27 protein-coding genes are annotated in these 24,189 nt (G+C 70.8%); 13 read left to right on the top strand and 14 right to left on the bottom strand.

Annotation, left to right across the window (positions count from 1 at the left end):
- Positions 1–55 precede the first annotated feature (55 nt).
- Genes ABZ321_RS24150 through ABZ321_RS24135 form a run of 4 tightly spaced genes read left to right on the top strand, consistent with a single transcriptional unit; the run spans position 56 to position 4,745 of the window.
- Positions 56–1,369 carry an extracellular solute-binding protein gene (locus ABZ321_RS24150; RefSeq protein WP_354894785.1) on the top strand — a complete coding sequence of 438 codons (1,314 nt, stop codon included), beginning with the start codon at positions 56–58 and terminating at the stop codon, positions 1,367–1,369.
- Entirely contained in the window at positions 1,366–2,256 is an 891-nt protein-coding gene (locus tag ABZ321_RS24145) for a sugar ABC transporter permease (RefSeq protein WP_344510968.1), read from the top strand. The genes ABZ321_RS24150 and ABZ321_RS24145 overlap by 4 nt, the downstream gene beginning before the upstream one ends.
- Positions 2,256–3,146, top strand: coding sequence for a carbohydrate ABC transporter permease (locus ABZ321_RS24140; protein ID WP_354894782.1), 891 nt, complete (start codon positions 2,256–2,258; stop codon positions 3,144–3,146). The genes ABZ321_RS24145 and ABZ321_RS24140 overlap by 1 nt, the downstream gene beginning before the upstream one ends.
- 21 nt (positions 3,147–3,167) lie before the next feature.
- On the top strand, positions 3,168–4,745 hold the full coding sequence (locus ABZ321_RS24135) for a glycoside hydrolase family 43 protein (protein ID WP_354894779.1): 1,578 nt from the start codon (positions 3,168–3,170) through the stop codon (positions 4,743–4,745).
- A gap of 196 nt (positions 4,746–4,941) precedes the next feature.
- On the opposite strand, the gene ABZ321_RS24130 is transcribed toward ABZ321_RS24135, so the two are convergent.
- Positions 4,942–5,355: an ATP-binding protein gene (locus tag ABZ321_RS24130; RefSeq protein WP_344510962.1), complete on the bottom strand. Its 414-nt coding sequence runs from the start codon at positions 5,353–5,355 to the stop codon at positions 4,942–4,944.
- A 101-nt stretch (positions 5,356–5,456) separates the two neighbouring features.
- Between ABZ321_RS24130 and ABZ321_RS24125 the strand changes: the two genes are divergently transcribed.
- Both ABZ321_RS24125 and ABZ321_RS24120 read left to right on the top strand, forming a co-directional pair.
- Complete coding sequence (locus ABZ321_RS24125) at positions 5,457–5,762, top strand: STAS domain-containing protein (protein ID WP_344510959.1); 306 nt, start codon at positions 5,457–5,459, stop codon at positions 5,760–5,762.
- Between the two features lie 118 nt (positions 5,763–5,880).
- The gene (locus ABZ321_RS24120; protein WP_344510957.1) at positions 5,881–7,119 is read left to right on the top strand and encodes a SpoIIE family protein phosphatase; all 1,239 of its coding nucleotides are present in this window, start codon (positions 5,881–5,883) and stop codon (positions 7,117–7,119) included.
- 26 nt (positions 7,120–7,145) lie between these two features.
- Here the strand turns inward: ABZ321_RS24120 and ABZ321_RS24115 are convergent, their stop codons facing one another.
- A complete protein-coding gene (locus ABZ321_RS24115) occupies positions 7,146–7,745 on the bottom strand; it encodes a hypothetical protein (protein WP_354894774.1) in 600 nt (199 codons plus the stop codon).
- 63 nt (positions 7,746–7,808) lie between these two features.
- On the opposite strand from ABZ321_RS24115, the gene ABZ321_RS24110 reads away from it, so the two are divergent.
- On the top strand, positions 7,809–8,222 hold the full coding sequence (locus ABZ321_RS24110) for an ASCH domain-containing protein (RefSeq protein ID WP_354894771.1): 414 nt from the start codon (positions 7,809–7,811) through the stop codon (positions 8,220–8,222).
- Positions 8,223–8,230: 8 nt separating this feature from the next.
- On the opposite strand, the gene ABZ321_RS24105 is transcribed toward ABZ321_RS24110, so the two are convergent.
- Positions 8,231–8,824 (bottom strand): hypothetical protein, encoded by a 594-nt coding sequence (locus ABZ321_RS24105; RefSeq protein ID WP_354894768.1) that lies wholly within the window; start codon positions 8,822–8,824, stop codon positions 8,231–8,233.
- Positions 8,825–8,851: 27 nt separating this feature from the next.
- Between ABZ321_RS24105 and pyrF the strand changes: the two genes are divergently transcribed.
- Entirely contained in the window at positions 8,852–9,559 is a 708-nt protein-coding gene (gene pyrF / locus ABZ321_RS24100) for an orotidine-5'-phosphate decarboxylase (protein ID WP_354894765.1), read from the top strand.
- A gap of 157 nt (positions 9,560–9,716) precedes the next feature.
- Here pyrF and ABZ321_RS24095 read toward each other — a convergent pair whose 3' ends face one another.
- The 3 genes from ABZ321_RS24095 to ABZ321_RS24085 all read right to left on the bottom strand — a co-directional run bounded on the left by ABZ321_RS24095 (position 9,717) and on the right by ABZ321_RS24085 (position 12,144).
- A complete protein-coding gene (locus ABZ321_RS24095; RefSeq protein ID WP_354894762.1) occupies positions 9,717–10,442 on the bottom strand; it encodes a GAF and ANTAR domain-containing protein in 726 nt (241 codons plus the stop codon).
- Positions 10,443–10,632: 190 nt separating this feature from the next.
- The gene (locus ABZ321_RS24090; protein WP_344510945.1) at positions 10,633–11,148 is read right to left on the bottom strand and encodes an AAA family ATPase; all 516 of its coding nucleotides are present in this window, start codon (positions 11,146–11,148) and stop codon (positions 10,633–10,635) included.
- Between the two features lie 21 nt (positions 11,149–11,169).
- Positions 11,170–12,144 carry a hypothetical protein gene (locus tag ABZ321_RS24085; protein WP_354894759.1) on the bottom strand — a complete coding sequence of 325 codons (975 nt, stop codon included), beginning with the start codon at positions 12,142–12,144 and terminating at the stop codon, positions 11,170–11,172.
- A gap of 23 nt (positions 12,145–12,167) precedes the next feature.
- Between ABZ321_RS24085 and ABZ321_RS24080 the strand changes: the two genes are divergently transcribed.
- Positions 12,168–13,136: a nitronate monooxygenase gene (locus ABZ321_RS24080; RefSeq protein ID WP_354894756.1), complete on the top strand. Its 969-nt coding sequence runs from the start codon at positions 12,168–12,170 to the stop codon at positions 13,134–13,136.
- On the opposite strand, the gene ABZ321_RS24075 is transcribed toward ABZ321_RS24080, so the two are convergent.
- From ABZ321_RS24075 to ABZ321_RS24065, 3 genes are all read right to left on the bottom strand, one after another.
- The gene (locus tag ABZ321_RS24075; protein ID WP_354894753.1) at positions 13,113–13,448 is read right to left on the bottom strand and encodes a hypothetical protein; all 336 of its coding nucleotides are present in this window, start codon (positions 13,446–13,448) and stop codon (positions 13,113–13,115) included. The genes ABZ321_RS24080 and ABZ321_RS24075 overlap by 24 nt on opposite strands.
- Before the next feature lie 2 nt (positions 13,449–13,450).
- Positions 13,451–13,636 carry a winged helix-turn-helix transcriptional regulator gene (locus ABZ321_RS24070; RefSeq protein ID WP_344510937.1) on the bottom strand — a complete coding sequence of 62 codons (186 nt, stop codon included), beginning with the start codon at positions 13,634–13,636 and terminating at the stop codon, positions 13,451–13,453.
- 82 nt (positions 13,637–13,718) lie between these two features.
- Positions 13,719–14,144 (bottom strand): hypothetical protein, encoded by a 426-nt coding sequence (locus tag ABZ321_RS24065; protein ID WP_354894750.1) that lies wholly within the window; start codon positions 14,142–14,144, stop codon positions 13,719–13,721.
- Between the two features lie 460 nt (positions 14,145–14,604).
- Here ABZ321_RS24065 and ABZ321_RS24060 point away from each other — a divergent pair, with 460 nt between their 5' ends.
- Entirely contained in the window at positions 14,605–15,639 is a 1,035-nt protein-coding gene (locus ABZ321_RS24060; RefSeq protein ID WP_354894748.1) for a hypothetical protein, read from the top strand.
- Positions 15,640–15,795: 156 nt separating this feature from the next.
- Here the strand turns inward: ABZ321_RS24060 and ABZ321_RS24055 are convergent, their stop codons facing one another.
- Positions 15,796–16,209: a GNAT family N-acetyltransferase gene (locus ABZ321_RS24055; RefSeq protein ID WP_344510932.1), complete on the bottom strand. Its 414-nt coding sequence runs from the start codon at positions 16,207–16,209 to the stop codon at positions 15,796–15,798.
- Between ABZ321_RS24055 and ABZ321_RS24050 the strand changes: the two genes are divergently transcribed.
- Positions 16,174–16,521: a DNA polymerase ligase N-terminal domain-containing protein gene (locus tag ABZ321_RS24050; protein ID WP_344510931.1), complete on the top strand. Its 348-nt coding sequence runs from the start codon at positions 16,174–16,176 to the stop codon at positions 16,519–16,521. The two genes, ABZ321_RS24055 and ABZ321_RS24050, sit on opposite strands and share 36 nt — an antisense overlap.
- Before the next feature lie 137 nt (positions 16,522–16,658).
- On the opposite strand, the gene ABZ321_RS24045 is transcribed toward ABZ321_RS24050, so the two are convergent.
- Positions 16,659–18,266 (bottom strand): cellulase family glycosylhydrolase, encoded by a 1,608-nt coding sequence (locus ABZ321_RS24045; protein ID WP_354894745.1) that lies wholly within the window; start codon positions 18,264–18,266, stop codon positions 16,659–16,661.
- A 787-nt stretch (positions 18,267–19,053) separates the two neighbouring features.
- Between ABZ321_RS24045 and ABZ321_RS24040 the strand changes: the two genes are divergently transcribed.
- A complete protein-coding gene (locus ABZ321_RS24040) occupies positions 19,054–20,145 on the top strand; it encodes a hypothetical protein (RefSeq protein WP_344510927.1) in 1,092 nt (363 codons plus the stop codon).
- Between the two features lie 256 nt (positions 20,146–20,401).
- On the opposite strand, the gene ABZ321_RS24035 is transcribed toward ABZ321_RS24040, so the two are convergent.
- On the bottom strand, positions 20,402–21,199 hold the full coding sequence (locus tag ABZ321_RS24035) for a HEAT repeat domain-containing protein (protein WP_354894742.1): 798 nt from the start codon (positions 21,197–21,199) through the stop codon (positions 20,402–20,404).
- Positions 21,200–21,323: 124 nt separating this feature from the next.
- Positions 21,324–21,704 carry a hypothetical protein gene (locus ABZ321_RS24030; protein WP_344510915.1) on the bottom strand — a complete coding sequence of 127 codons (381 nt, stop codon included), beginning with the start codon at positions 21,702–21,704 and terminating at the stop codon, positions 21,324–21,326.
- On the opposite strand from ABZ321_RS24030, the gene ABZ321_RS24025 reads away from it, so the two are divergent.
- Positions 21,703–22,095, top strand: a complete 393-nt coding sequence (locus tag ABZ321_RS24025) for a hypothetical protein (RefSeq protein ID WP_344510913.1) — start codon at positions 21,703–21,705, stop codon at positions 22,093–22,095. The two genes, ABZ321_RS24030 and ABZ321_RS24025, sit on opposite strands and share 2 nt — an antisense overlap.
- 90 nt (positions 22,096–22,185) lie before the next feature.
- On the opposite strand, the gene ABZ321_RS24020 is transcribed toward ABZ321_RS24025, so the two are convergent.
- The gene (locus ABZ321_RS24020; protein ID WP_344510911.1) at positions 22,186–24,060 is read right to left on the bottom strand and encodes a DUF4118 domain-containing protein; all 1,875 of its coding nucleotides are present in this window, start codon (positions 24,058–24,060) and stop codon (positions 22,186–22,188) included.
- Positions 24,061–24,189: the final 129 nt, after the last annotated feature.

The raw sequence follows: 24,189 nt of genomic DNA, 5'->3' as shown, positions 1-24,189 counted from the left end.
TTCCCGAAATATTCGGAGATGTGCGGATTGTTTCGATGGAAGGACGGTTCGGCGCATGCGCCGTTCAATGCAGCTTCGCCGGGTCATGACCGGGATACTCGCCGCCACCACTGCCGTTGCCCTGACGGCTTGCGGCAGCTCCGGCCCCGGCACCTCGAAGGCCGGCGAGCCGAGCAAGGTCCAGGTCTGGGCCCTGCAGGATGCCGCGGTCAACCCGATCGCCACCAGCAGCATCGACGCGTACAACAAGGCGAACGGCACCAAGATCGAGCTGGTCACCTACGTCAACGACGCCTACAAGCAGAAGCTGCAGGTCGCGATGGGCTCGCCCGCCGCGCCGGACGTCTTCTTCAACTGGGGCGGCGGCAACCTCGCCGAGTTCGTCAAGGCCGGCCAGGTCGCGCCGCTCGACGACGCCCTCGCCAAGAACCCCGACCTGAAGGCCAAGTTCCTGCCGAGCGTGCTGGACGTCGGCAAGGTCGACGGCAAGCAGTACGGCCTGCCGATGCTCGGCGTGCTCCCGGTCGTGCTGTTCATCAACAAGGACGTCTTCGCCGCCGCCGGCGTGCAGCCGCCGAAGACCTACGCCGACCTGCTCTCGCTCGTCGACACGTTCAAGGCCAAGGGCATCACCCCGATCGCCCTCGCCGGCTCGCAGGGCTGGACCGAGCTGATGTGGCTGGAGTACCTGCTCGACCGCATCGGTGGCGCCGACAAGTTCGCCAACATCGCCGCCGGCAAGGAAGGCGCCTGGCAGGACCCGGCCGTCGTCAAGGCCCTCGGTGAGATCCAGACGCTCGTCAAGCGCGGCGCCTTCGGCACCAACTTCGCCAGCGTCAACTACGACAACCAGGGCGCCTCGAAGCTCTTCGCGACCGGCAAGGCCGCGATGCACCTGATGGGCACCTGGGACTTCTCGGTGCAGAAGGACGCGAACCCGGACTTCATCAAGAACGGCAAGCTCGGCTTCACCGCGTTCCCCGCGTACGAGGGCGGCGCCGGCGACCCGAAGTCGGTCGTGGGCAACCCGAGCAACTACTACTCGGTCAACGCCGCGTCGAAGAGCAAGGACGCCTCCATCGACTTCCTGGCCAAGTCGCTCACGTCCGACCAGTACATCAACGGCCTCATCGACGCCGGTCAGGTGCCCGCCGTGAAGGGCGTGGAGACCACCCTGAAGTCCAAGCCCAACGCCGACTTCACCGGCTTCACCTACGACCTGGTCGCCAACGCCCCGAGCTTCACCCAGTCCTGGGACCAGGCGCTCAGCCCGTCGGTCAGCACCGAGCTGCTCACCAACCTGCAGAAGCTGTTCCTCGGGCAGGTCACGCCCGACGCCTTCGTCGCCAACATGGCCAAGGCAAAGTGACGACGTCGAAAGCGGCGGCGCGGCCCGGAGTCATCTGGGCCGCGCCGGCGGTCCTGTTCTTCGCCGCGTTCGGCATCCTGCCGGTCATCGCGGTCGTCTACCTCAGCTTCACGAAGTGGAACGGGCTCGGCGACCCGGTCTGGACGGGCCTGTCGAACTGGGCGGCACTGGCCGACGACGCCGAACTGTTCAACGGCGTCGGCAAGACCCTCATCCTGACGGTCGTCTCGTGGCTCGGCCAGACGCCCCTCGCGCTGCTCATCGGCGTGTGGGCGGCCGGGCCGCAGCGCAGCCGGGCGGTGCTGTCGACGCTGTTCTTCCTGCCGCTGCTGCTGTCCACCGCCGCGATCTCGGTGACCTTCGTGTCGCTGCTCGACCCGAACTTCGGCCTCGCCGCCGACTACGGCAAGTACTTCGGCGCGCCGGACGGCAACTTCCTGGGCGACCCCGACAAGGCGCTGTACGTCATCGCGTTCGTCATCGCCTGGCAGTTCGTGCCGTTCCACACCCTGCTGTACCAGTCGGCGACCCGGCAGATCCCGGCGTCGCTCTACGAGGCGGCGGCGCTGGACGGCGCGACGGGGGTGCGGCAGTTCTTCTCCATCACGCTGCCGCAGTTGCGCAACACCATCGTCGCCTCATCGGTGCTCATCCTCGTCGGCTCGCTCACCTACTTCGAGATGATCCTGCTGATGACGAACGGCGGCCCCGGCACCTCGACCCGGGTCCTGCCGCTGCACATGTACATCAAGGGCTTCGTCGGCTTCGACATGGGCTACGCCAGCGTCCTGGCCGTCGTCCTCGTCACGCTCGGCACCGCCCTGTCGATCGTCGTCGTCAGGCTCACCGGCTACCACCGGATGGCCAGCGACCGGGAAGGTGCCTGATGAGTCTCGACCTCGCCCGACGGCCGGTGCACCGCACCCGGTCCGTGCCGCCGCCACCGCCCGGCGCCCGCCGGCGCGGCCGGCCGCACTTCCTGGCCGGGATCGCGGCCACGGTGTGGCTGCTGATCGTGGCGGTGCCCGTGTACTTCGTGGTCATCACCGGGTTCCGCACGCCGGACCAGTACATCGAGCAGGGCCCGCTGGACCTGCCGACGAACCCGACGCTGGACAACTTCACGTCGCTGTGGGACCTCGGGTTCACCAGCTACCTGACCAACAGTCTCATCGTCGCGTTCGGCACCGTGGCGCTGGTGCTCGCGGTGGCGCTGCCGGCCGCGTACGCGATCGTGCGCAACCCGAACCGCACGGTCCGCTCGATGTTCAACGTGTTCCTGCTCGGCCTCGCCGTGCCGGCACAGGCGGTCATCGTGCCGATCTACCTGATCATCACCCGCCTGCAGATGTACGACACCCTGCTGGCGATCGTCCTGCCGACCGCGGCGTTCTCGCTGCCGATCGCGATCGTCGTGCTCACCAGCACGCTGCGCGACATCCCGAACGAGCTCTACGAGGCGATGACCGTCGACGGCGCCACCGCGGCGCGGGTCTTCGGCCGGCTGGTCCTGCCGCTGTCCCGGCCGGGGCTGGTCAGCGTCGGCATCTTCGTCGGCCTCGGCGCCTGGAACGGGTTCCTGTTCCCGCTGGTGCTGACGCAGAGCGACGAGCAGCGGGTGCTGACGCTGGGCCTGTGGAACTTCCAGAGCCAGTTCGGGACGAACGTGCCGGGCCTGATGGCCGCGGTCGTGCTGTCCGCGCTGCCGGTCCTGGCGCTGTACCTGTTCGGCCGCCGTCATCTGCTCAGCGGACTCGCCGCGGGCTTCGGCAAGTAACACACTCACGAGGGACGACCAATGACTGCCGGCTCCATCCGAAACCCGGTCCTGCCCGGATTCCACCCCGACCCGTCGATCCTGCGGGTCGGCGACGACTACTACCTCGCCACGTCGACCTTCGAGTGGTATCCGGGCGTGCGCCTGCACCACTCCAAGGACCTCGTGCACTGGCGGCCGCTCGGCGGCGCGCTGGACAGCGTCCGGCTGCTCGACATGACCGGCAACCCCGACTCCGGCGGCGTCTGGGCGCCCTGCCTGTCCTATGTGGATGGTCTGTTCCACCTCGTGTTCACCGACGTGAAGTCCTACTCCGGCTTCTGGGACACCCCGAACTACCTGGTGACCGCACCGTCGATCGAAGGCCCGTGGTCGGCGCCCGTGCCGCTGCACGCGCAGGGCTTCGACCCGTCGATGTTCCACGACGACGCCACCGGGCAGAGCTGGCTGCTGTCCAACCGCACCGACTGGCGGCCCGGGCACGCCTGGGCCAACGGCATCATCGCCCAGCGGTACGACCGCGACCTCCGCCAGCTCGTCGGCGACCCGGTCGACGTCTACACCGGCACCGCGGCCGGCATGACCGAGGGGCCGCACCTGTATCGGCGGGACGGCTGGTACTACCTCGTCACCGCCGAGGGCGGCACCGAATGGTTCCACCAGGCGACGGTCGCCCGCTCCCGGGACGTGCTCGGCCCCTACGAGTCCGATCCCGCCGGGCCGCTCATCACCGCCGTGCACCGTCCCGACCTGATGCTGCAGAAGGCCGGCCACGGCAGCCTCGTCGAGACCCCCGACGGCGAGTGGTTCTTCGCCCACCTCACCGGCCGCCCGCTCAGCCCGCGCGGGCGGTGCGTCCTCGGCCGGGAGACCGCGATCCAGCGGGTCACCTGGACCGACGACGGCTGGCCGCGCATCGACGGCGGCGTCCCGCACGACGTCGTCGACGGCCCGGCCCTGCCGGCGCACCCGTGGCCGGACGAGCCGGAGACCGACGACTTCACCGGCGCGCTGCTCGGCCCGCAGTGGAGCACCCTGCGCCGGCCCGCCACCAGCAACTGGGTGTCCACCCACGCCCGCCCCGGGCACGTGCGCATCCACGGTGGCCGCTCGCCGGGTGCGCTGTCCGGCGAGAGCCTCGTCGGGCGCCGGGTCCAGCACGCGCGGGCGACGTTCGAGGCGACGGTCGAGTTCGCGCCGGTGCACTTCCAGCAGTTGGCGGGCATCACCGCGTACTACAACAGCCGTAACTGGTTCCTGCTGCGGGTCGGCTACGACGAGACCGGCGGCCCGTTCGTCGACGTGCTCTCCAGCGACCGGGGGCGGGTCACCGCGCACGGTCCCGCGGTGCCGGTCGACGGTCCGGTCCGGCTCCGGCTCGACCTCGACGGCGGGGTGCTGCGCGCGTCGTACGGCGACGTGGAGTGGGGCCCGTTCGACGCGAGCATCCTCTCCGACGAGTACGCCCAGGAGTCCGACAACGGGGTGCCCCGTGCGTGGGGCTTCACCGGTGCGTTCTTCGGCCTGTGGGTGCAGGACATGACCGGCGGCGGGCTGCCCGCGGACTTCTCCGCGGCGACCTACAAGCCGCAGCCCTGACCGGACCGGGCATCAGGTTGCCCGGGCCATGCTCCACCGGCAGGGTTCGACGCCCCTGACCGGGCCCGGACGCCGGCGTTCGCTGGGCTCCTCGCCGCTGCGGTTTCCGCATGCCGAGGAGCCCGACGGCGCCGGCCGGCACGTCTTGCGGCCACCCGGCGGTCGGCATCCACGCGAGACCGGTGGCGGCGCCGGCCTACGTGGCGCGGGCGTTGACGGTCAGGCGGACCAGACGCCGGCCGGCGGTGGTGTCGACCGTGAGGTCGTCGGAGAGCTTCTCGGCCAGCCACAGCCCCCGGCCGTGGATCTGCTCGGGCGGGGGAGCCTGCGCCGGGACGAGGAACCGCCACGGCGTGGTGCCGGTGTCGGCGATCTCGACGACGAGCCTGCCGGCCTGCGAGATCAGGGTGACCGCGGCCGTGCCGCCGCCGTGCTCCATCGCGTTGATGACGATCTCGTTGACGGCGATGATGAATCCGTTCACCCGTTCGGGTGATAGACCGGCCTCGCGGGCGGCGTCCGCCACCCGCTCCCGGACGTCGCCGACGCCGGCCACCGTCACCGATGGCAGGGCCACCATCACCGGTGATGAGTCAGGGTCGTCCCGCATGTCGCATCCACAGGTCGTGTGTTGCCGCGGCGCCGTCGCGCCCCCGTCGCAGCCACCATATAGGGTCAGCAGGTGCTTGTCGTTTCGCGCCGGGAGGGGCCATGACGCTGTCGATGTCGACCACCCGCGACGATGACACCTGCACGGTCAGCATCGCCGGTGACGTGGACCTCTCCACCGCCGGTGACCTGGACCGTGAGGTGCTCGCCGCCGTCGACAGCGGCGCCGCCACGGTCGTGGTGGACCTGGCGGAGGTGACCTTCATCGACTCGGCCGGCATCAACACGCTGCTCAAGGCCCGCCGGCACGCCGGGGAACAGGGCCGGCAGCTCCGGATCGCCAACGCGGCCGGCGTCGTGCGCGACGTGCTCGAGATGACCGGAGTCCTGGCGCACCTGTCCGGTTGAGCCTCCGGTCGCGGCGTTCGTCGTCGGGTCGCACCGCGGTGTCGGAGGGGTGCGGCGCGGTGCTGATGCGACACTGGGCGGGTTCGAGCGGGCGGAGGGGCGAGAGGCAGGGGCACGGGTGCCGAGGCGCGGCGGGAAGGCGTTGGCGGTCAGCGAGGAGAAGCTGCGCCGGCTGCAGGCGGTGACCGACGCCGCCCTGTCACAGCTCGGCCTCGAGGACCTGCTGCACGAGCTGCTGGAGCGGACCCTGGACATCCTGCGCGCCGACAGTGCGGCCCTGCTGCTGCTCGACCACGACGGCACCGAGCTGGTCGCCATGGCGACCGCCGGTCTCGACCGGGAGCCCCGGCACGAGGTGCGGGTGCCCTTCGGCCACGGCTTCGCCGGCGGCGTCGCCGTCCGCGGTGCCGCCGTCGCCGTCGAGCGCTTGGACCGGGCCGGCAGCGGCGGCGCCGACTTCGACACGGCGCTGTTACCAGCGCGCACCACGTCCGTGCTCGGCGTGCCGATGCTCAGCAGCGGCCGGGTCATCGGCGTGCTGCACGTCGGCACCCTGCAGCAGCGCTCGTTCAATGCCGACGACATCGAGCTGCTGCAGCTCGTCGCCGACCGGGCCGGCCTCGCCACCGAGGCGCGCCGGTCGCACCTGGACCGGGCCGCGGCCGTCGCCCTGCAGCGCAGCCTGCTCCCGGCCCGCCCGACGGCGGTTCCCGGCCTGGACGTGGCCGTCCGGTATGTTCCCGGTGCCCAGGTCGGCGTCGGCGGCGACTGGTACGACGTCTTCGACCTCCCGTCAGGGCACGTCGGCATCGTCATCGGCGACGTCGCCGGCAGCGGCCTGCACGCGGCGGTGGTGATGGGCCGGATCCGCAGCGCGCTGCGCGCGTACGCGATGGAGACCGACGACCCGGCGGACGTCCTCACCCGCCTGGACCGCAAGGTGCAGCGCTTCGAGCCCGACGCCATGGCCACCGCCGTCTACGCCGTCCTGGATCCGGACCTCGGCACCGTGACCTTGTCCAACGCCGGCCACCTGCCACCGGTCCTGTTGGCCGGAGGGGACGCCGACCAACCGAGCCGGCTGCTCAGCATCCCCCCGGACCTGCCCCTGGGCGCGTACCGCGACGCCGCCCGGCGCAACACGCGGCTGCCGCTGGAGCCGGGCCAGGGCCTGTTCCTGTACACCGACGGCCTCGTCGAGCGCCGTGCCCGCGGGATCACCCCGGGCCTGCAGCGGATGGTCAGCGTGCTCGCCGCCGTGGCCTCCGCCGACGCCACCTGCAACGCGGCGATGACCCTCCTGGACAACGCCGCCCCGACCGACGACGTCGCCGTCCTCGCTGTCCGCCGCACCTGACACACGGTCCTTACCGTGCGTGACGGCTACGCCACGTGGTTGCTGATGGCCGGGTCCAGGACGTCGGTGGGGTCCCAGCCGGTGTCCCCGTCGTCGACCGGCGCGGCGGCGAGGAACGCGGCCTCGACCGGGCGCAGCGACTCGATCAGCGCGCCGACCGGGTGACGGTCGGTGAACCTGGCACCGTCCCGGTCGACCAGCAGCACGGCGAGCGGCTGGTCGCCGCCGAGCGGCAGGTCCGGGTAGACGTCGCCACCCCAGTGCATGACCGGGGCGCCCGCGTCGGCGAACCGTCCGGCGCCCGCGAGCATGAGCAGGTCGGTCTGCGTGCTGTAGACGTCACCGCGGTAGTCGTACAGGTAGATCTCCAGCGCGTCGTCGCGGTGCCGGGCGAGCGTGAATCCGCCGGCCGCGCGGGCCGTGAGCAGCTCCCGCGGGGTCTTGGCCCGGGCGGCGCGGATCCCGGCCACCGCGGCGGGGTAGCCGGCGAGCTCCGTGAGGTCCCAGTCGGTGCCGGCGCCGTCGATCGCCCAGCCGGTCCACATCGCCGCCGGATTGGCGATCACGTCGAGCCCGGGCAGCGGCGCCGCCAGCCAGCCGTCGAACCCGGCCCTGGACATCGGCATCCGCGTTGCCACCATGTACGAGCGACCACTCACCCGCCCGACAGTAGCCGTAGTGTTGGCCCGGTGACCGAGCTCCCCACGTTTCAGTTCGCGTTCCCCGGCCCGCTGCGCGACGCGCTCGTCGCCGCGGTCCTGAACGGCACGAAGACGACCACGACCGGGCTGCTCCAGGACTGGGAGATCGACGGTGAGCCGCTGCCCACCGCCGGCGACCAGTCGGCCGTGGTCGACTCCGCCGAGCGTCCTGTCGCGGTGATCGAGCTGACCGGCGTCGAGGTCCGCCGCCTCGGCGACGTCGACGCCCGGCACGCCCGCGACGAGGGCGAGGGCCACGCCACCGTCGCCGCCTGGCGGGCAGGGCACGAGGAGTTCTGGCACGGGGCCGACTACCGCGGCTGGCTCGGCGACCCGGGGTTCACCGTCGACGACGACACGCCCGCCGTCCTGCAACGCTTCCGGGTCGTCGAGAAGCTCTGACCTCGCTGTCAGTACACCGCGCCGCCGTCGGCCGCGAGCGCCTCGGCCACCTCGGCGAGGACCGCCCGCCACTGGGTCTCGTCCTGCTTGGGCAGCACGTCGTCCCACAGGACCAGGCAGCTGCCGCGCAGCTGCTCGAAGCCGGCCGGCCGGCCCATGAACCACAGATGCAGGTGCGCCGCGCCGTCGCCGATCTTCGACGCGTGCACCCTGGCGATCCCGCCCACGGACATGATGGCCCGCTCGACCCGCTGCAGCATCGGCCCGAGCTCGGCGGCCCGCTCCGGCGGCAGGGTGCCCAGGTCGTAGTGGCCGACCGGGCACAGCAGCACCACGACCGGCACCGCGCTCGGCCCGCCGGCGTGCCGGAGCATCCAGTGCTCGTCCGCCCAGACCGTCCTCGCGGTCTCGTCCTTACAGATCATGCACGACTCGGGCCCGTCCTCGCCGTTGCGCGGCGACTCCGGCAGCACCGGCGGATCGAGCGAGCGCACCCGCAGGTCGCCGTCGAACGGGAACGTGTCCCACCCGGGAATCCCACTGCCGTCGAACGGCGTCGACGGCTCACCGACGGGCAGGTGCCGCACGAAACGATCGGTCATGCCGCCGATCATGCCAGGATGCTCGCCATGGATCTGTCCCGTCGCGTCATCGTCGCGCTCGACCACGACAACGCCCAGGACGCCGTCGCGATGGTCGACCGTCTCAGCGACGCCGGTCAGGCGTACAAGATCGGACTGGAGCTCCTGACCGCCGCGGGCCCGTCCCTGGCCGCCGCGCTTGCCGCCGCCGGCAAGGATGTCTTCCTTGACCTGAAGCTCTTCGAGATCCCGTCGTCCGTCGCCGCCGCCGTTCGAGCGGCCGGCCGCCACGGCGCCACCATGGTCACCGTCCACGCGACGGCGGGATCCAGGATCCTGGCCGCGGCGGTGGAGGCGGCCGCGCCGTTCCCGCGGCTGCGCGTCGTCGCGCTGACCGTCGTCACCAGTCTCACTGCCGCGGACCTCGCCGAGGTCGGCATCGACGCCACCATCGAGGAGCAGGTCACCCGCCTCGCCGCACTGGCACGGCGGGCGGGCTGCCACGGCGTCGTCGCCTCCCCGCACGACGCGGCCGCACTGCGCCGGCTGCTCGGCCCGGACCAGCTGATCGTCACGCCCGGCGTCACGCTGCCCGGCACCCCGGCCGCCGGCGATCACGCCCGCCCCGCACACCCGGCGGACGCCTTCCGTGCCGGCGCGTCACACGTCGTCATCGGCCGCGCCCTGACCCGGGCCCCGGACCCGGCCGCCGTGCTCGCCGCCATCGTCGACGACCTGCGGGCGGCTGCGGCCTGAGCGATGTATGCGTTCGCATCGCGGCCGCGTGTCGGTTGTACGCGGGTCGCCGACACTGTGGCGGTCAATGCCGTCGACAGCGAGGTACGTAGATGAGAAGGATCCTGCGCGGACTGCCGATCGTCGCCCTGGTATGACTCCCGGGTGACCCGATCCGTCAGTTCCTGAAGTCGGTCCGGGGCTCGGGCGGTGCGCCGCTGACCCTGGTGACGATGTCGCCGGCCACGTCGCGGAGCTTGCGGTTGCGGCTCTGCGACGCCCGGCGTAGCAGGTCGAAGGCGGTGGCGGCGGTGCAGCGCTGCTGCGCCATCAGGATGCCGATGGCCTGGTCGATGACGCTGCTGGAGACCATGGCCTCGGCGAGCTGATCCAGCAGCTGGGACTGGCGAAACTGGCGGACGGTGAGCGTGAGTGCGTCGGTGCACTGCGCCGCGATCCCTTCCGCCTGCTTGCGGACCGGCGCGGTGAACACCTGTGTGGCGGCCGCGTAGAGGTTCATCGCGCCGAGGCTCTGCCCCTCGACGATCAGCGGCATCGACAGTGAGCTCGCGATACCGTGCGCGACCGCGTGCGGCCGGTACGCGCTCCAGCGCCGCTCCCGACGGAGATCTTCGACGACAACGACCTCGGCGCCCCGCATGGCATCCAGACACGGCCCTTCGTCGGCGCCGTACTGGATCTCGTCGACCTGACCGGCAAGCGCGTCACTGACCGCCACCGAGAACGGCCGCCCGTCCCGCCGCACCGTCAGCCCGCACGCCACCGCGGGTATCACCGCCGCGGCGGCGACATGCACCAGCCGGTCGAGGAAGTCGTCCAGGTCGTGCGCCTGCACGAGCAGCCCGAGCAGCTGCGCGGCGGTCGAGTGCGGCTGCTCGATCACGACGGGCCGCCTTCCTGAGGTCGGCACTGAAATTTTCTTATCTGTACCTTCTTGCCCAGATTCGCCGCGCACTACTCGCTCAGCCGTGCTTTATCTGGGCCAGTTGCGCGGATGGTCCCTGGCGACCCCCCTCACCACGTCACTGGGCTGCGGCCGCCGGTCCGGTCCAGGCGGTTGACGGCGGTGTTCCTCATCGAGAGGTTCGCACGTACGCGAGCGCGCGGGCGACGTTGGCCGGGACGTCGTCGACGGAGTCGAGGACGAGACGGTCGTCGGTCCAGCCGGCGAATCCGTCCCGGCGGGCCAGGACAGACTCCCAGGTGGGTTCGGCGTCGCCGGCGATCGCGTTGTCGGCGCGCTCGGCGAGGCGGCGGCGGTGCAGGGCCTCGTCGGAGCAGATCACCTCGACGAACCGCAGCGGCACCTCGTGCCGGGCGGACAGGTCGCGCCACTGCCGGCGGGCGACCTCAGCGTCGTTGACGGCGTCGACGATCACGGTCTGGCCGAGCTTGAGCATCACCCCGGCGAGGGCACCGACCACGACGAACGCGGCGAGCCCCGTCGGCTGGTCCCGGTCGACGCCGGCGGCCCACAGCGCGACCTCGACCGGGTCGACGGGCAGGACCGGCGCCGGCAGCTCCCGCGCCAGCTGCCCGGCGATGGTGCTCTTCCCGGTCCCCTGCAGGCCGCACATCACGATCAGCACCCAGACAGGCTGCCACAAACCTCAGTCGAACGGGTCCCAGTGTCCGGCGTACCACAGCAGCGACCGCGCCAGGACCGGATGCGCTGCCACCCAGGCGGTGTCGAACAGGAACCACTGCTGGAAGCCGAAGGTCTCGTTCGTGTGCATCGCCATCTGGGCGAGGTGCTCGTCGACCCGCAGGAGTGTCCTGTCGGGGCTGCGGTCGCCGGTACTGTCACCGACAGCGATCAGTTCGAGGGCCTCACGGTGGACCTCGGCGTGCGGGCCGGGCATGTTCGCGGGCCACGGCTCCTCGTTGAGGCTGAAGCCCGGCCACTGGTTGCACCGGCGCAGCGCCGGCTCGACGGTGGTGTCGCCGGGGGCGACGAGCGCGCGGAGCACGAGCAGCTCCGGCGGCCAGGTGTCGTCGCCGGGCGTCGCGGCGCGCAGGTGCCCGGCGAGTGCGGGCAGGTCGACGCCGGGGAATGCGAACGGCGCCATCCGGGCGAGCGTCTCGCCGTCGTAGTGGGTGAGCAGCACCGCGTAGGTCGTCGCTTCGCCCGTACCCCGCGGCGGCAGGGTCGTCACGTCGCAGGCCGGGTCGAACGGTGCGGGCGCGCCCGCGTCGCCGGGTAGCGGCCACTCCTGCAGGTGGTAGGCGAGCCGGTCGTCGTCCTCCTCCTCGACGAAGAAGTACGCCAGCTCGACCTCGTCGTCGTCCGTCCGGGCCCGCACTCCACGCCCGTCGCACCGGACCTCGCCCTCGACGTACAGGTGCTCGTCCAGCAGCGCCCGCAGCTCGTCGGTCGTCTCCGGGCGGGGAAGGCCGTGCTCCCGGGCCGCCTCGAACACCGACGACAGCCCGTACACCCGTCCGCCGAGCTCGTCAGCGACCCACTCCCACGCGTCGTCGGCGTCCCAGCCGCGGCGGAACCAGTCGAGCACGGTCAAGTCCGGGAACCGGCGGACGCGCTTGCTCAGTGGTCCTTCGTAGTGTGTCCGGTACACGAACAGCATGGCGGCGACAGTACCGTGCGGGGATGCTGTCGACGCGGTTCACGAGCCTGGCAGGGGTACGGCACCCAATCATGCTGGCGCCCATGGGCGGCTCCGCCGGCGGTGCGCTCGCGGCGGCCGTCTCGCGGGGCGGTGGGCTCGGGATGCTCGGCGCGGCCGACGGCGACCCGGCGTGGCTGGCGCGCGAGGCGCCGGTCGTCGCGGCCACCGGGCTGCCGTGGGGGATCGGCTTCCTCACCTGGATGACGACCGTCGACGCGGTGCGGCGGTCGCTCATGTACGGGCCGCGAGCCGTCATGCTGTCGTTCGGCGACGCGCGCCCGTACACCCGCATCGTCCGCGACTCGGGCGCCCTGCTCATCCTCCAGGTCACCGACCTCGCCGAGGCCCGCGAGGCGCTGGATCTCGGCGCCGACGTCGTCGTCGCGCAGGGCACCGAGGCGGGCGGGCACGGCGCGCTGCGTGGACGCTCGACCCTGCCGTTCGTGCCGGCGGTCGCCGACCTCGCCGGGCAGGTGCCGGTCCTCGCCGCGGGCGGCATCGCCGACGGCCGTGGTGTGGCGGCGGCGCTGGTCCTCGGCGCGGCCGGGGCGGCGATCGGCACCAGGTTCCAGGCGACCACCGAGGCGCTGGTGGCCCCCGCCACCGCGTCGGCGCTGGTGGCGGCCCGCGGCGACGACACCGAACGCAACCGGGTGCTGGACATCGCCCGCGGTTCGCGCTGGCCGTCGCGGTTCGCGGCCCGTACGCTGCGCCACCCGTACATCGACCGCTGGCGCGACCGCGAGGCCGAGCTCGCCGCCGACGAGCAGGCCCGGCGCGACTACCAGGACGACGTGGCCCGCGGCGCCGTCCCGCCGCTGCCGCTCTGGGCCGGCGAGGGCGTCGACCTCATCACCGACCTGCCGTCGGCCGCCTCGCTCGTTCCGGCGCTCGCCGCCCAGGCCGAGGCCGCGCTGGCCCGCTGCTCAGGTGCCGCCCCAGCGATCTAGGAACTCGCCGGCGGTCAACTCGTCGAGCTGGCGCCGCACGTACCCGAGATAGTCGGCGTCCCCACGCTCCAGGTCGGGCTTGAGCTCCACCGGCACGGCGAGCACGACCTCACCGGTGTCCCGCCGGGTGACGACCAGGTGCCCGTACACGGTCGGCGTGCCGGGGCCGCCCGGGCCGGTGCTGTCGTCGAACAGCGACTGCACGACGGCCGCCGCGAACAACCGCATGACCGCCCACCGTCCCGCCTTCGCCGTCGTGACGACGTCGGCCGCCAGCACCTCGGCGGCGGGCGCGTCCAGATCGAGCTCCACCGTCAGCCCCGCGCGTCGTCGCTGCGGTGCTCGACGGCCCAGGCGCAGATCACGGCCAGCGGCTCCCGCAGCGTCTTGCCGAGCACAGTCAGGACGTACTCGACGTGCTGCGGCGGCTTGAGCACGGACGCGAGGCGCTCCAACGCCTGCCGCGTCGCGCAGTCCTCCTCGGTGACGTCCAGCACCACCGGCGACACTTGCACCCCCGAGCGTCGGTCTCGTCGAAAGGCACCAAGGAAGTGCCCTTCTGTCGGTCGGCCGCGACGCGTCCTACCGCCGGTGCTCCACGGTAGCCACTGAGAGGAACGGCGCCACAATGTCCCGGCACCGCATCCACACGTACACCGCCGTGTTCGATGGTCTTGAAGGTCGAATTGTGCCGGGCGGCACATTGCTGCGGTCGTTCGATGGCGACGGGATGTCGGCTGGGAGTTCAGCTGGGAGTTCAGCTGCGCCAGCGATGCAGCCGCCGTCGTTCACGTACAAGGCGAGCACACCAGCACCGGTGGCGGCGACGAACCGCTCGCTGGCGACAGCGAAATCCTGCGGGTCCGGCACACCCCGGGTCTCCAGCAACTGCCAGCCCTTGCCGAGTTCGTACAGGTGCTCATGCTGATACCCGAAACCGAGAGTCGCCTCCTCATCGGTGAGGAGACAGCCGGACCGCGCCAACACGAACGTCCCGAAGAAACCCACCGGCGCACCGTACGCCAACAGTTCGGCAGCAAGTCACCACCACGTTCCGCAACCGCGGAGGTTTCGCACGGTCGCGGTTGCCTCGGTTCGGTCGCAGGCCCGAACTTCACAGATCTGCAGCTGCACTGCGTTCGAGATGCCTTCCACCCTTCGATGATCCCTGGCCATGCCTGTTGGACCGCCTTGGGCAAGCGCGATCGGTCGATGCTCGCGTGGCCAGGTGCTGCTCATTGCACGGCAGGAAGCGTCGGCAGCGTCGCCGAGGCGCGTCGCTCGCTGCGACGACCACGGTGCCGGCGCCGCGCCGGACCAGCGGCTATGAGCGTGCACCGTCGATCACCCGGCGGGTGGGGTGGAGAGTCGCCGAGTGCCGTGGCGTGGTCCGCGGTGACAGCGCGAAGGTCGTCTCGTGCGCAGGAACCCGCGAGAACAGCTACAGCGTCGCCCCTACGATTGCGCGGTGATCACACCGCCGTTGCCGCCTGAGCTGATCGCGGAAGTTCCCGAGCTTGTGCGGTACGGCCGGACAGCCACCCGCCTGCATCCGCGCCCCGGTGACGTCACGGCCGCCGACAGCCACATCGGCGGACCCTTACGTTGGCCGCTGGACGAGCCCTGGCCCACGTGCGTCGCGCCGCGTTGGGGGATCGAGGAGGTCCCCATCCCGGCCGAACTGCTGGACCGGCTGCGGGTCGTGGAGTCCCGCCGTACCCAGCAGCATGTGATGGCCGAGGGCGAGATGGAATTGCATCGTGAAATCGCCCGGACCGTGGGGCCGGGCTACACCGGGTTCGGCTCAGCCGGTGACGGCCCGGTCGTCGGATATCGAACGCGGGAGCGGCCCCATTCGCAGCCCAACCCGATGGTGGCGGTGGCGCAGCTCCGCGCGGCGGACATCCCGGACCTGCCTCGGCCCGGCGGCGCAGACATGCTGCAGGTGCTGTGGTGCCCGGACCACCATGCCGTCCGACCGGTCGGTCCCACCGTCGCACTGCGCTGGCGGCGCGAGACAGACGTCAACGGGCCATTCGCCGACCCGCCGCGTTCGTGGATCGGCAGGAACGACTTCGTCCCGGTCCCGTGCCGCCTGTACCCGGTGCAGGTGTTGGAATATCCGTTCCGGCAGGAACTGCCGGCCGGGTTGGCCAAGCGGGTCGACGCCTGGGGCGAACGAGTCGACGAGGATGAGGACGGGATGAGCTATGTCGAGGTGGCCATGGCGCCGGGATGGAAGGTTGGCGGCTACGCGAACTGGAGCCTGACGGACCTGCGCGACACGCGGTGCCGCCAATGCACCGGGCCGACCTCCCTGGTGCTCGTCATCGACTCGAAGGAATACGACGGCGGCACGCAGAAGCGGTGGCAGCCCGCGAAAGATCCCCAGCCGACCGCGGCGCAGCAACCGACTGGCCTGCTCGTTGGCAGGTGGGGCGCCCTGCGCATATTCGCGTGCCTGACGTGCCCCGACGCCCCGTTCACGCTCGACCAGCGGTAAGAGTTCGGCGGATGAAACTGGTCGATTCGGGTACCGAGCCGCCGAACAAGATCCGGTCCGCGCAATCCGCCACAAGCGCGCCGAGCCGTCTCCGCTCGACTGCAATTTCGGTCACGGCATGGCTGGAAGCCTGCCCGGCCGCCTGCGGCGGCTACTTTATGAGCGTGCCCGCGCCGGGCCCTCGACGCTGCGGAGCGATGCACCCGGATGCCGGGCGACGTCCACCCAGCGGGCAGGTACGGGCTCGGACGACGGCCGCCGCTCTTGCCTGATCAGCCCGTAGACCACGGCTTGGACTCGATTCAGGTCCAGCGTGTCGGACGTCCACCGCAGCAACGCGCGTGCGGCCTCCGTCGCGTAGCCGTGGCCCCACGCGGCATCGTGGAAGCAGTAGCCGAGCGATGCACTGCGGTACACCGGATTCAACCGGCTCATGCCGCACCACCCGAGGAACGCCCCGTCGGCGTCCCTGACATTCGGTGCCGACCACCCGCAAGGGATTTCCGAACGCCCGTAGAGGGCAGACTGGGAGGCGTGGACGATCAGGGGCGGGCGACGTTCGTGCTGCATGAGCACGCCAAACCGCGGCACCACTTCGACCTGCGCTTGGAGGAGGACGGGGTCCTGCGCTCGTGGGCGGTTCCCCGCGGCCTGCCGGACGACCCGAGGCACAACCGTCTGGCGGTCGCGGTGCCGGACCATGACCTCGAGCACCTGACCTACACCGACGCCGACAAGTCGATTGCCGACATCGGCTGGTGGCAGGAGGTGGACCGCAACGACAAGCGCATCGTCTTCACACTGCACGGCCGGGGCGCCCCGCGAACGTACGCGCTGATCAGAACGGACTCGGACTGGCTGCTGCACCTCATGAAGGCCTAGCGACCGGTTCGAACTGAGTGGACCCGCCGTCCGTCATCGGCGCGGCGAGCGCGATCCGCCCGATCGGGCCGGATGGTGCACCGTCCGGCCCGATCGGGGCGCAGAACCACTCCGGCTTCGTGCCGGAGATCCGGGGTTCAGCTGCAGGTGGAGCCGTTGAGCTTGAAGCCGGTGGGGGCGCCGGCGTTGCCGGTGTGGTTGGCCTGGTAGCCGATGGTGGCGGAGGCGCCCGGGGCGAGCGTGCCGTTGTAGCTGACGTTGGTCGCGGTCACCGTGCCGCTGGACGGGGAATAGGTCGCGCTCCAGCCGCCGGTGATGGTCTGCCCGGCGGGCAGAGTGAAGACCAGGTTCCAGCCGTTGATGGCGGTGCTGCCCGTGTTGGCGATCGTGATGTTGTTGGTCAGGCCGGTGTTCCACGCGCTGACCGCGTTCACGACCCGGCAGGTGCCGGCACCGCCCGGGCTGCTCTTCGAGGGCGAGGGCGACGGCGATCCGGGTGTCTTGGACGGCGACGGCGAGATGGGCGGGGTGGTGGGAGACGTGCCGCCGGCGGCGTTGATGATGGCGCTGACGATGCCCTGCTGGGTTACCGTGTTGGAGCTGCGGTTGAACAGGCCGAGCCCGTACTGGCCGTTGTATCCGTTGTCCCAGTAGGCGCTCGCCCCGCCGTACTTCTTCGCGGTGGCGACCACTGCCTTGGCGAAGTTCGCACGGTAGGTGTTGTTCGCCGCGTCGGCCGACGTCTTGTCGACCGAGCCGTACTCACCGACGAAGAACGGATATCCCTTGGTGACGAAGGTGTCATACATCTTCTTCAGCATCTGGTCCATGTAGTCTTCCTGACCCCAGGTCGACTTCTTGGCCGGGTTGGTCGCGGCCGCACCCCACTGCGTGATGTTGCCGTCCTCTTGACCCGCGAAGTCCCACGGGTCGTAGTAGTGCACGGAGATCATGAGTCGCTGCTCGCCGCTCGGGATGGAGGACGACCGATAGGTGTCGGTGGGCAGCGAGAAGCCGTAGTTGCCGGTCGTGTACTCGATGTTGGTGTTCCAGCCCGGGATGAGCAGCCAGCGCGAGGCGTTGGTGCCGCCGGTCCGCCGGACGGTGTCGACGAAGATCTGGTTGTAGGCGACGATGTTCGAGTAGCACGGCTGGGTGGGGTTGCCGTACTGCCCGTCGAACTCCTCGTTCATCGACTCGAAGATCAGGTGGTCGTTGTAGCTCGCGAACTTCGTCGCGACCTGCTGCCAGACCTTCTGGTACTTGGCCTTGATCGTGGTCTGGTCCGACGCGTCGCAGACCAGCCAGGAGCCGGTCACGCTCTTGTAGCCGTCGCCGTGCATGTTGATCAGCACGTACAGGCCGGAGTTGTAGGCGTAGTTGACGACCTCCTGGATCCGGCTCAACCAGGCCGAGTCGACGGTGTAGTTCGGGGCGGCCCCGATCTTTCCCAGGTACGACACGGGGATGCGGATCGTCTTGAAGCCCGATGCCTTCACCCGGTCGATGAGAGCCTGGGTGATGACCGGATTGCCCCAGGCCGTCTCGCTGGGAATGCCATTGGCGTTGGCCTCCAGCTGGTTGCCGAGGTTCCACCCGGCGCCCATGTCGGCGACCAGTTGGGGAGCGGTCAGCTGCGCCGCGGCGTTGGCCGCGGTCGATCTCGCCACGCCGTACACGGCTCCGGTGAGGGCCAGGCCGGCGGCAAAGACTGCGAGCCCGGCCCTCATAACTCTCGAACTCATGAGGCTTCCTCTCGTACGGTCTCGAGCGCCGGACGTGACGGCGTCTCCGGTCCGAACCTGGCGAGGAGTGTTGCCACGGCCGCGACGGGTGTCAATCGATGCGCTTCGACGAACATGTTCGTTAGGCCGCCGCAGGCCGCTGAACAGCGGTTTTCCGTCGAAGACCGCGAAACCGGCTCTGCATCTTTCGGAAATTGTCGATATCCTGGTTGCCTGACCAGCGGGCCGGCCGCCGCCACTCGCCGTCGCCGTGGTCAGCTGGCGCGAGGGTTCCAGCGGACCGTCCGGCGCCGCACTGACGTCCCGCGCAGTGGGGCACGAGCGGCAGGCGGCGCTCAGCGCCCGTCGATGTCGGGTGGCACCTCGATCGCGGCCCGGGAGGCGGCGGCGCACGGTGGCACGCTTGCCTCGGCGGCGACGATCTGTGGGTCGCGGGACGCCGGTGAGCGTAGGAGCGAAGGGTGGAACGCCGTTTCGCCGCCGCGGCCGAGGTTTCGATGCCGCTGACCATCGCGGCGCGGGGGCGGCTGTCGTCAGGTGGCCGGCCGGTCCACACCGACTCGGGTCGTTGCCCGACCTGCGGCGCGCCCTCAGGGACGGCGTAACACTCCGGCTCCGGACAGTGGTCCCGAACCACAACCGGGGCGCGGATTCGCGACTCAGCGCCGACCGACTGCACGCACATCGGCGGAGTCGGTCGTCCGTCGCTGGGAGGTGCCGCGCTGATCGCGGCCAGATCCGGATGTGCCGGCGCCGGGCCGGCGAGGCGACTCGTAGGATCCAGGACGTGTCCGATCTTGCTTCCCGGTTTGCCCAGCTCGCTGGCGAATACGGCGCCCGCAAGCGGGCGGCGACCGCGCTCGTCGAGCGCTGGGACTGGTACAGCTGGCCGGGCCTGGATCTGCGTCCGTTGCACTTCGAACGGGACCTGCTCAGGCCCGGCCGCAGGCTGGATACGCGACCGCCGGCGGACCGGGATGTCCTACGGATCGGTTTCGACGCCGAGGGCCGCGCGGTGGTGACCGAGGAGTACTCCGGCTTCCTGCGCGGCCGCCTGTACTACGAGACGTTCGTCCGCCACGGCAGCGACGTGGTGGAGGTGGCGCATTTCGACACGGACGGGCCCATCTACCTACACGAGTACCGGTTCGTGGGTGGGCTGATGCGCTCGGCTGACACCGTCGCGCGGCGCGGCTCGGGGCGAGAGTCGTATACGTACACCCATGGGCGGATCAGCCGTGTCGAGATCGAGCACGACGGTCGGCCACGTTCAACGCTGATGGCCGAACACGACGACGACGGCCTGGTCCGCCTCGTCGAGGTCATGGGCCACTGGTCCGAAGTGTGCTACGAGCGGCCGCCGGCCGGGTTCGACCTCGACGTGGCATGCCGGGCAATCGAGGACGCCCTGGTCGCGTTCATCCCGGACGCCGTGGCGCGCCTGACGGTCAACGGCCCCGCCGCCTGCGTCGCGCTGAGCTATCACCAGTCGCGCGCGCTGTCCGTCGAGGTCCACGCGTGCACCGCGGACGAGCGCGCCGCCCTGGCGGCGATCGACCCGCATGCCGCATGGTCGCCGGCCGACTTCGAGACCGGTACCGACCTCGACCTTGCCGAGGCGGGACCGGTGCGGCTGGTGTGGCAGGAGCTCGCCCTGCTCGATGCGGCCGACCCCGGCGCCGGATCCGAGATCGGGCGTCGACTGTTGTGTTCGGCGGCCGCTCGGCTCAACCTCCGCGACTGGTCGGCCACGCTGCCAGTCACCGACGACTTCGTGGTGTACGCGGTCGACCTTGAACTGGTCGACCTAGAGCGGAACCTAACCGACTGCCTGCCGCCCGACCGGCTCGCCTCCCTCCGCGCGCTCGGCCCGGCATGACCGACCTCAGGCCCGACCTGCGCATCCGCACATCGGCTACTTGTTCCCGATCACGAGCAGCGCCGAAGCCCGGTCGCTGACCGTGACGGGCGCTGGTCCGTCGCTCCGCGCACGAACGGCGGCCAGATCCGCGCACTTGACCGTGGCTGACTGGACGTCGGGGATGTGTCAGCAGGGTCTGCCCTTGCCGGATTGCGTCGTTCTGCGGCTTGCCCGAGCACCCGCGGAAGATCTGTTCGTCGCGCCCAGCGGGTCATCAGGTTAACGCCGGCAGCGCTCCCAGCATGCCGAGACCACGGGCTGCTCCGGCGCGCACCTGCGGCGCATCGTCGGCGAACAACGACAGCAGGGCATCGACCGCCATTGCCGAACGATCGGTACCGACAGCCAGGGTGCCGATCGTCTCGCCCAGTATCGACCGCACGCGTACGTCGGGATCCTGGATCAGCCGTGCCAGGTGCTCGACGGCAGCCGCGTCAGCAAACCAGCGCAGATGCAGGACCGCGGATTCCCGGGTCAAAGCGTCCGGATCGTGCACGGCGGACAGCACCAGCTCGTAGGCGCGTCGGTCACCCTTAAGGCTCGACAGCGCACCAAGCGCATCTTGACGGATTCTCGGGTCGGGATCGGCCAGCGCCTCTCGCAGCAGTTCGACATCGTTGGACTGGACAACATAACCGAGTGCCCATAGCCCGGCACTGCGCAGGTCGTGATGCCCGGTAGCGATGAACGACAGAATGATGGGACGGCAGGCCGCTGGGTCCGTCTCCATGATGTCGGCCAGCCATGCGCAGAAATTGTCGCGGTCGTCGCCGCGCAGGGGACGGGCGAAGGCGCGCAGCAGCAGCGGGAACGCGGCAACCCCGCGAAGGCCGGCCAGGATGTACACCATAAAATCCCGGCCGTACCAGTCGTCCTCGTCGAGATACCGTTCCAGCGCGGCCTGGACGGGCGGGACCAGCGAGCGGTCTCCGCTCATGGCCAGCGCATGCACTGACGGCCACGGGTCACCGTCCAGTGTCTCGACATGACGAAACACCTCAGCGAGCGTCATCTGCACGCCTCCCGAGTACTCCGACAGAGGATCAACGCCTGACGTGAGGCGTTCACGCTGATCATGCCATCTGCGTGACCGCGCTCCGAGCCGGCGATGGCAGCGTGATGCCCCCGAACGCTGGTCAGGGCAGTGGCAGGACCGGACGCAGCGGTGTCTCGCCGACGAGGGAGCCGTCGTAGACGACTTCGGCCAGCGTCGGGTCGCGGTAGGCGGTGGCCAGCGTTACCCAGGACAGGAACGCTCCGGACCCGCCGCAGAGCGCGCTGCCACCGTCGCCGCCGCAGAGCACGGACGGGTCGGTCGTGAACTCCGCCCGGTACGGGTCGTCGCCGATGACGAGTCCGAAGAAGTTCGGCTGCTGGATCAGCGGCACGTCGCCGTACGGTTCGCCGTCGGGATACTCGTCACCCCATCGGAACAGCGTGGTCGCTCCCGCACCGCAGTCGTGCTCCCACTCGTCCGGCGTGGGCGGCCGCAGACCTCGCCAGGCCAGCCGCGCCATGACCGAGTCGTGGTCGTCGGTGCCGTCGTGTTCGGCGGTCAGCAGCGTGTCGGCGTCGACCGACCGGACGGCGACCAGCCGCGCCGGCAGTTTCCGCCCGGCGCGGCGGCGACAACGCCTCGGCCAGGAACCGGTGGATCGGCGCGGGCACCGAGTACAGGTCGACGGCCTCGGCGAAGTCGTCCAACTGGCGGCGGGTGGGCACGAAACGGTCGGGGTCGTGGCCGACGTGCACCGTTCCGCCCGGCACCAGGGCGAACCGGAAGCCGTCGCGCTCGAACAGCGCAACCCGACCGGCCCGCCCGGCATAGCTGCATGCCGCGACACTGAGCAATTCGGCGTCGACGTCGCGGGCGATGGCGGCCGCGGTCCGCTCGGCCGCGTCGGCTGACAGGGCCAGCCACGCGTCCACGGTCAGGTCAGCATGCGACACACGGGCATTATGCATGCGTGCCGCGCCGCGAGGATGGCGGTGTGCTTCTCAGGAAGGCCGAACGCCGAGCGGGCTGAACTCCGGGGGCGCGACCGGGATGGTGGCCTGAAGCGTGGTGCCGCCGTTGGTGGGGCTGGTGATGGTCAGTTGTCCGCCCAGCGCTTCGACTCGGTCCCGCAGTGCGGTGAGGCCGGATCCGTGACCGGGGTCGGCGCCGCCGACACCGTCGTCGCGGATGGATACGCGCAGGGTGCCGTCCTGGGTGGCCGCCCGCAGGTGCACGACGGTGGCGTGGGCGTGTTTGGCCGAGTTCGTCAGCGCCTCGGAGACGACGTGGTAGGCGGCGATCTCGACGACTGGCGGCAGGCGCCCGTCGGCGTGGGTGTCCAGTTCGACCGGTACCGGCGACTTGCGGGCGAGCGACCTGATCGCGGGCTGTAGCCCGCCCGCGGCGAGCAGCGTCGGATGGATGCCCCGCGAGATCTCTCGCATGTTGTCCACGACGTTGTTCAGGCCGTGTACGGCGCTCGAAAGCTCCGCTCTGGTCTGCTCCAGCTCGGGCGGCAGGCCGGCCTGCACCAGGCCCAGCCGCAGCCCGATGCCGATGGCCTGCTGCAGTGCGCTGTCGTGCAGGTCGCGCTCGATCCGCTGGCGCGCCTGGTCCGCGGCGGCGACCAGACGGGCGCGCGATGCGACGAGTTCGGCCCGGCTGTCGGCGTTGGCGATCGCGGTGGCGGCGAGGTCCACGAAGTTCGCGACGCGCTGCTCCGTGCCGGGTGGCAGTGGACTGGGCCGGTTCGACGCGACGGCGGCCACGCCCCACAGCTGCCCTTGGACAATGATCGGGACCCCGACCGCGGAGCGGATGCCCAGCTCTCGTGCCAGCGCGGCGGCTGGGCCGATGGCACCCTCGAAGCTGTCCATCCGGGCGGCCCGGCCCGTGTCCCATACCAGTGCCAGGACGTTCTGGCCCTCGGACGACCAGTGCGTCTGCTCGGGCTGCAGATCGGCGAGGCTGGCCGACACGACGGTGACCATGCCCTCGGCCTCGTAGCGAAGCAGCCACGTCGTGTACTGATCCTGCAGGGTGTTCTTGGCCAGGAGCCGGTGCAGCTCCGTGGTGATCGCCTCGAAGACCTCGGGTGGCTGGCCGCCTCGCGCCACGAGCGTCGCCACCCGCCGCAACGCGGCCTGCTCGGTGGCCAGCCGGCGCAGTTGCTTCCGGCTCGCCTTCAACGAGTCCACCATGGCCACGCGTTCGTGCCCGGCCTGCAGCAGGGACGCGAGCGACGGCGCGACGCGCTCCCGCAGGCGCTGTACGGTCGGCTCAGGCACCCCGCGCGGCACGCGGAGGGTGCCCAGCGAGGTGGCGCCGACACGCAGTGGAAACGCCCAGTACCGGTCGTCGCCGGCGACGGTGCCGCGATCGATGACGGCATCCGGCAGCTCAAGCGTCTCCGCGATGCGTTGCGCGACCTTGGGCAGGACGCCGGGAAGGTCGTTCGCGTGCAGCAGCAGCCGGGCCATGTCGGCGGTGAGGTCGGACTCCTCCGCCTGCACGATCCGCAGCCGGAACACGTTCGCGATGACGCTCGTGGCCATCGCGACGACGAAGAAGGCCAACACCTCGGCCAGCTGCTGCGCGTTCGAGACGGCGATCCTGCCGAAGGGCGGGACGTGGAAGACCACGAAGGCGAGCGAACTCGCCACCGCTGTGACGATGCCCAGCCACATCCCCCACACCATCGCGGCTACCAGCACGCCGATGATGTAGATGATGCCCGGGGACAGCGGTGTCACGATCGATCGCAGCGGGTAGAGCAGAACCGTCTCCACCGCGATCATCAGAGCGGCGACGGTGATCCCGACCGCGCGGGACGGGGGTGCCAGCCGCACCAGCCGTGACCGCGAACCGACGCGCACCCTCCAAACCTAGCTCGACTCACTCGCTCCAGCTCACCGCCGGTGTCGGTGCCGGGTGGCCGATCTACCCGTGTGCGCCGGGCCAACCGGCACAACCGTGGCGCCGCGGATGTACTGGTTGAGCCGGAA

It is taken from the genome of Dactylosporangium sp. NPDC006015, from assembly GCF_040614215.1.
Lineage (GTDB): Bacteria > Actinomycetota > Actinomycetes > Mycobacteriales > Micromonosporaceae > Dactylosporangium > Dactylosporangium maewongense.
The sequence above is the reverse complement of the archived record's forward strand: the minus strand, read 5'-3'. Positions and strand labels throughout refer to the sequence as shown.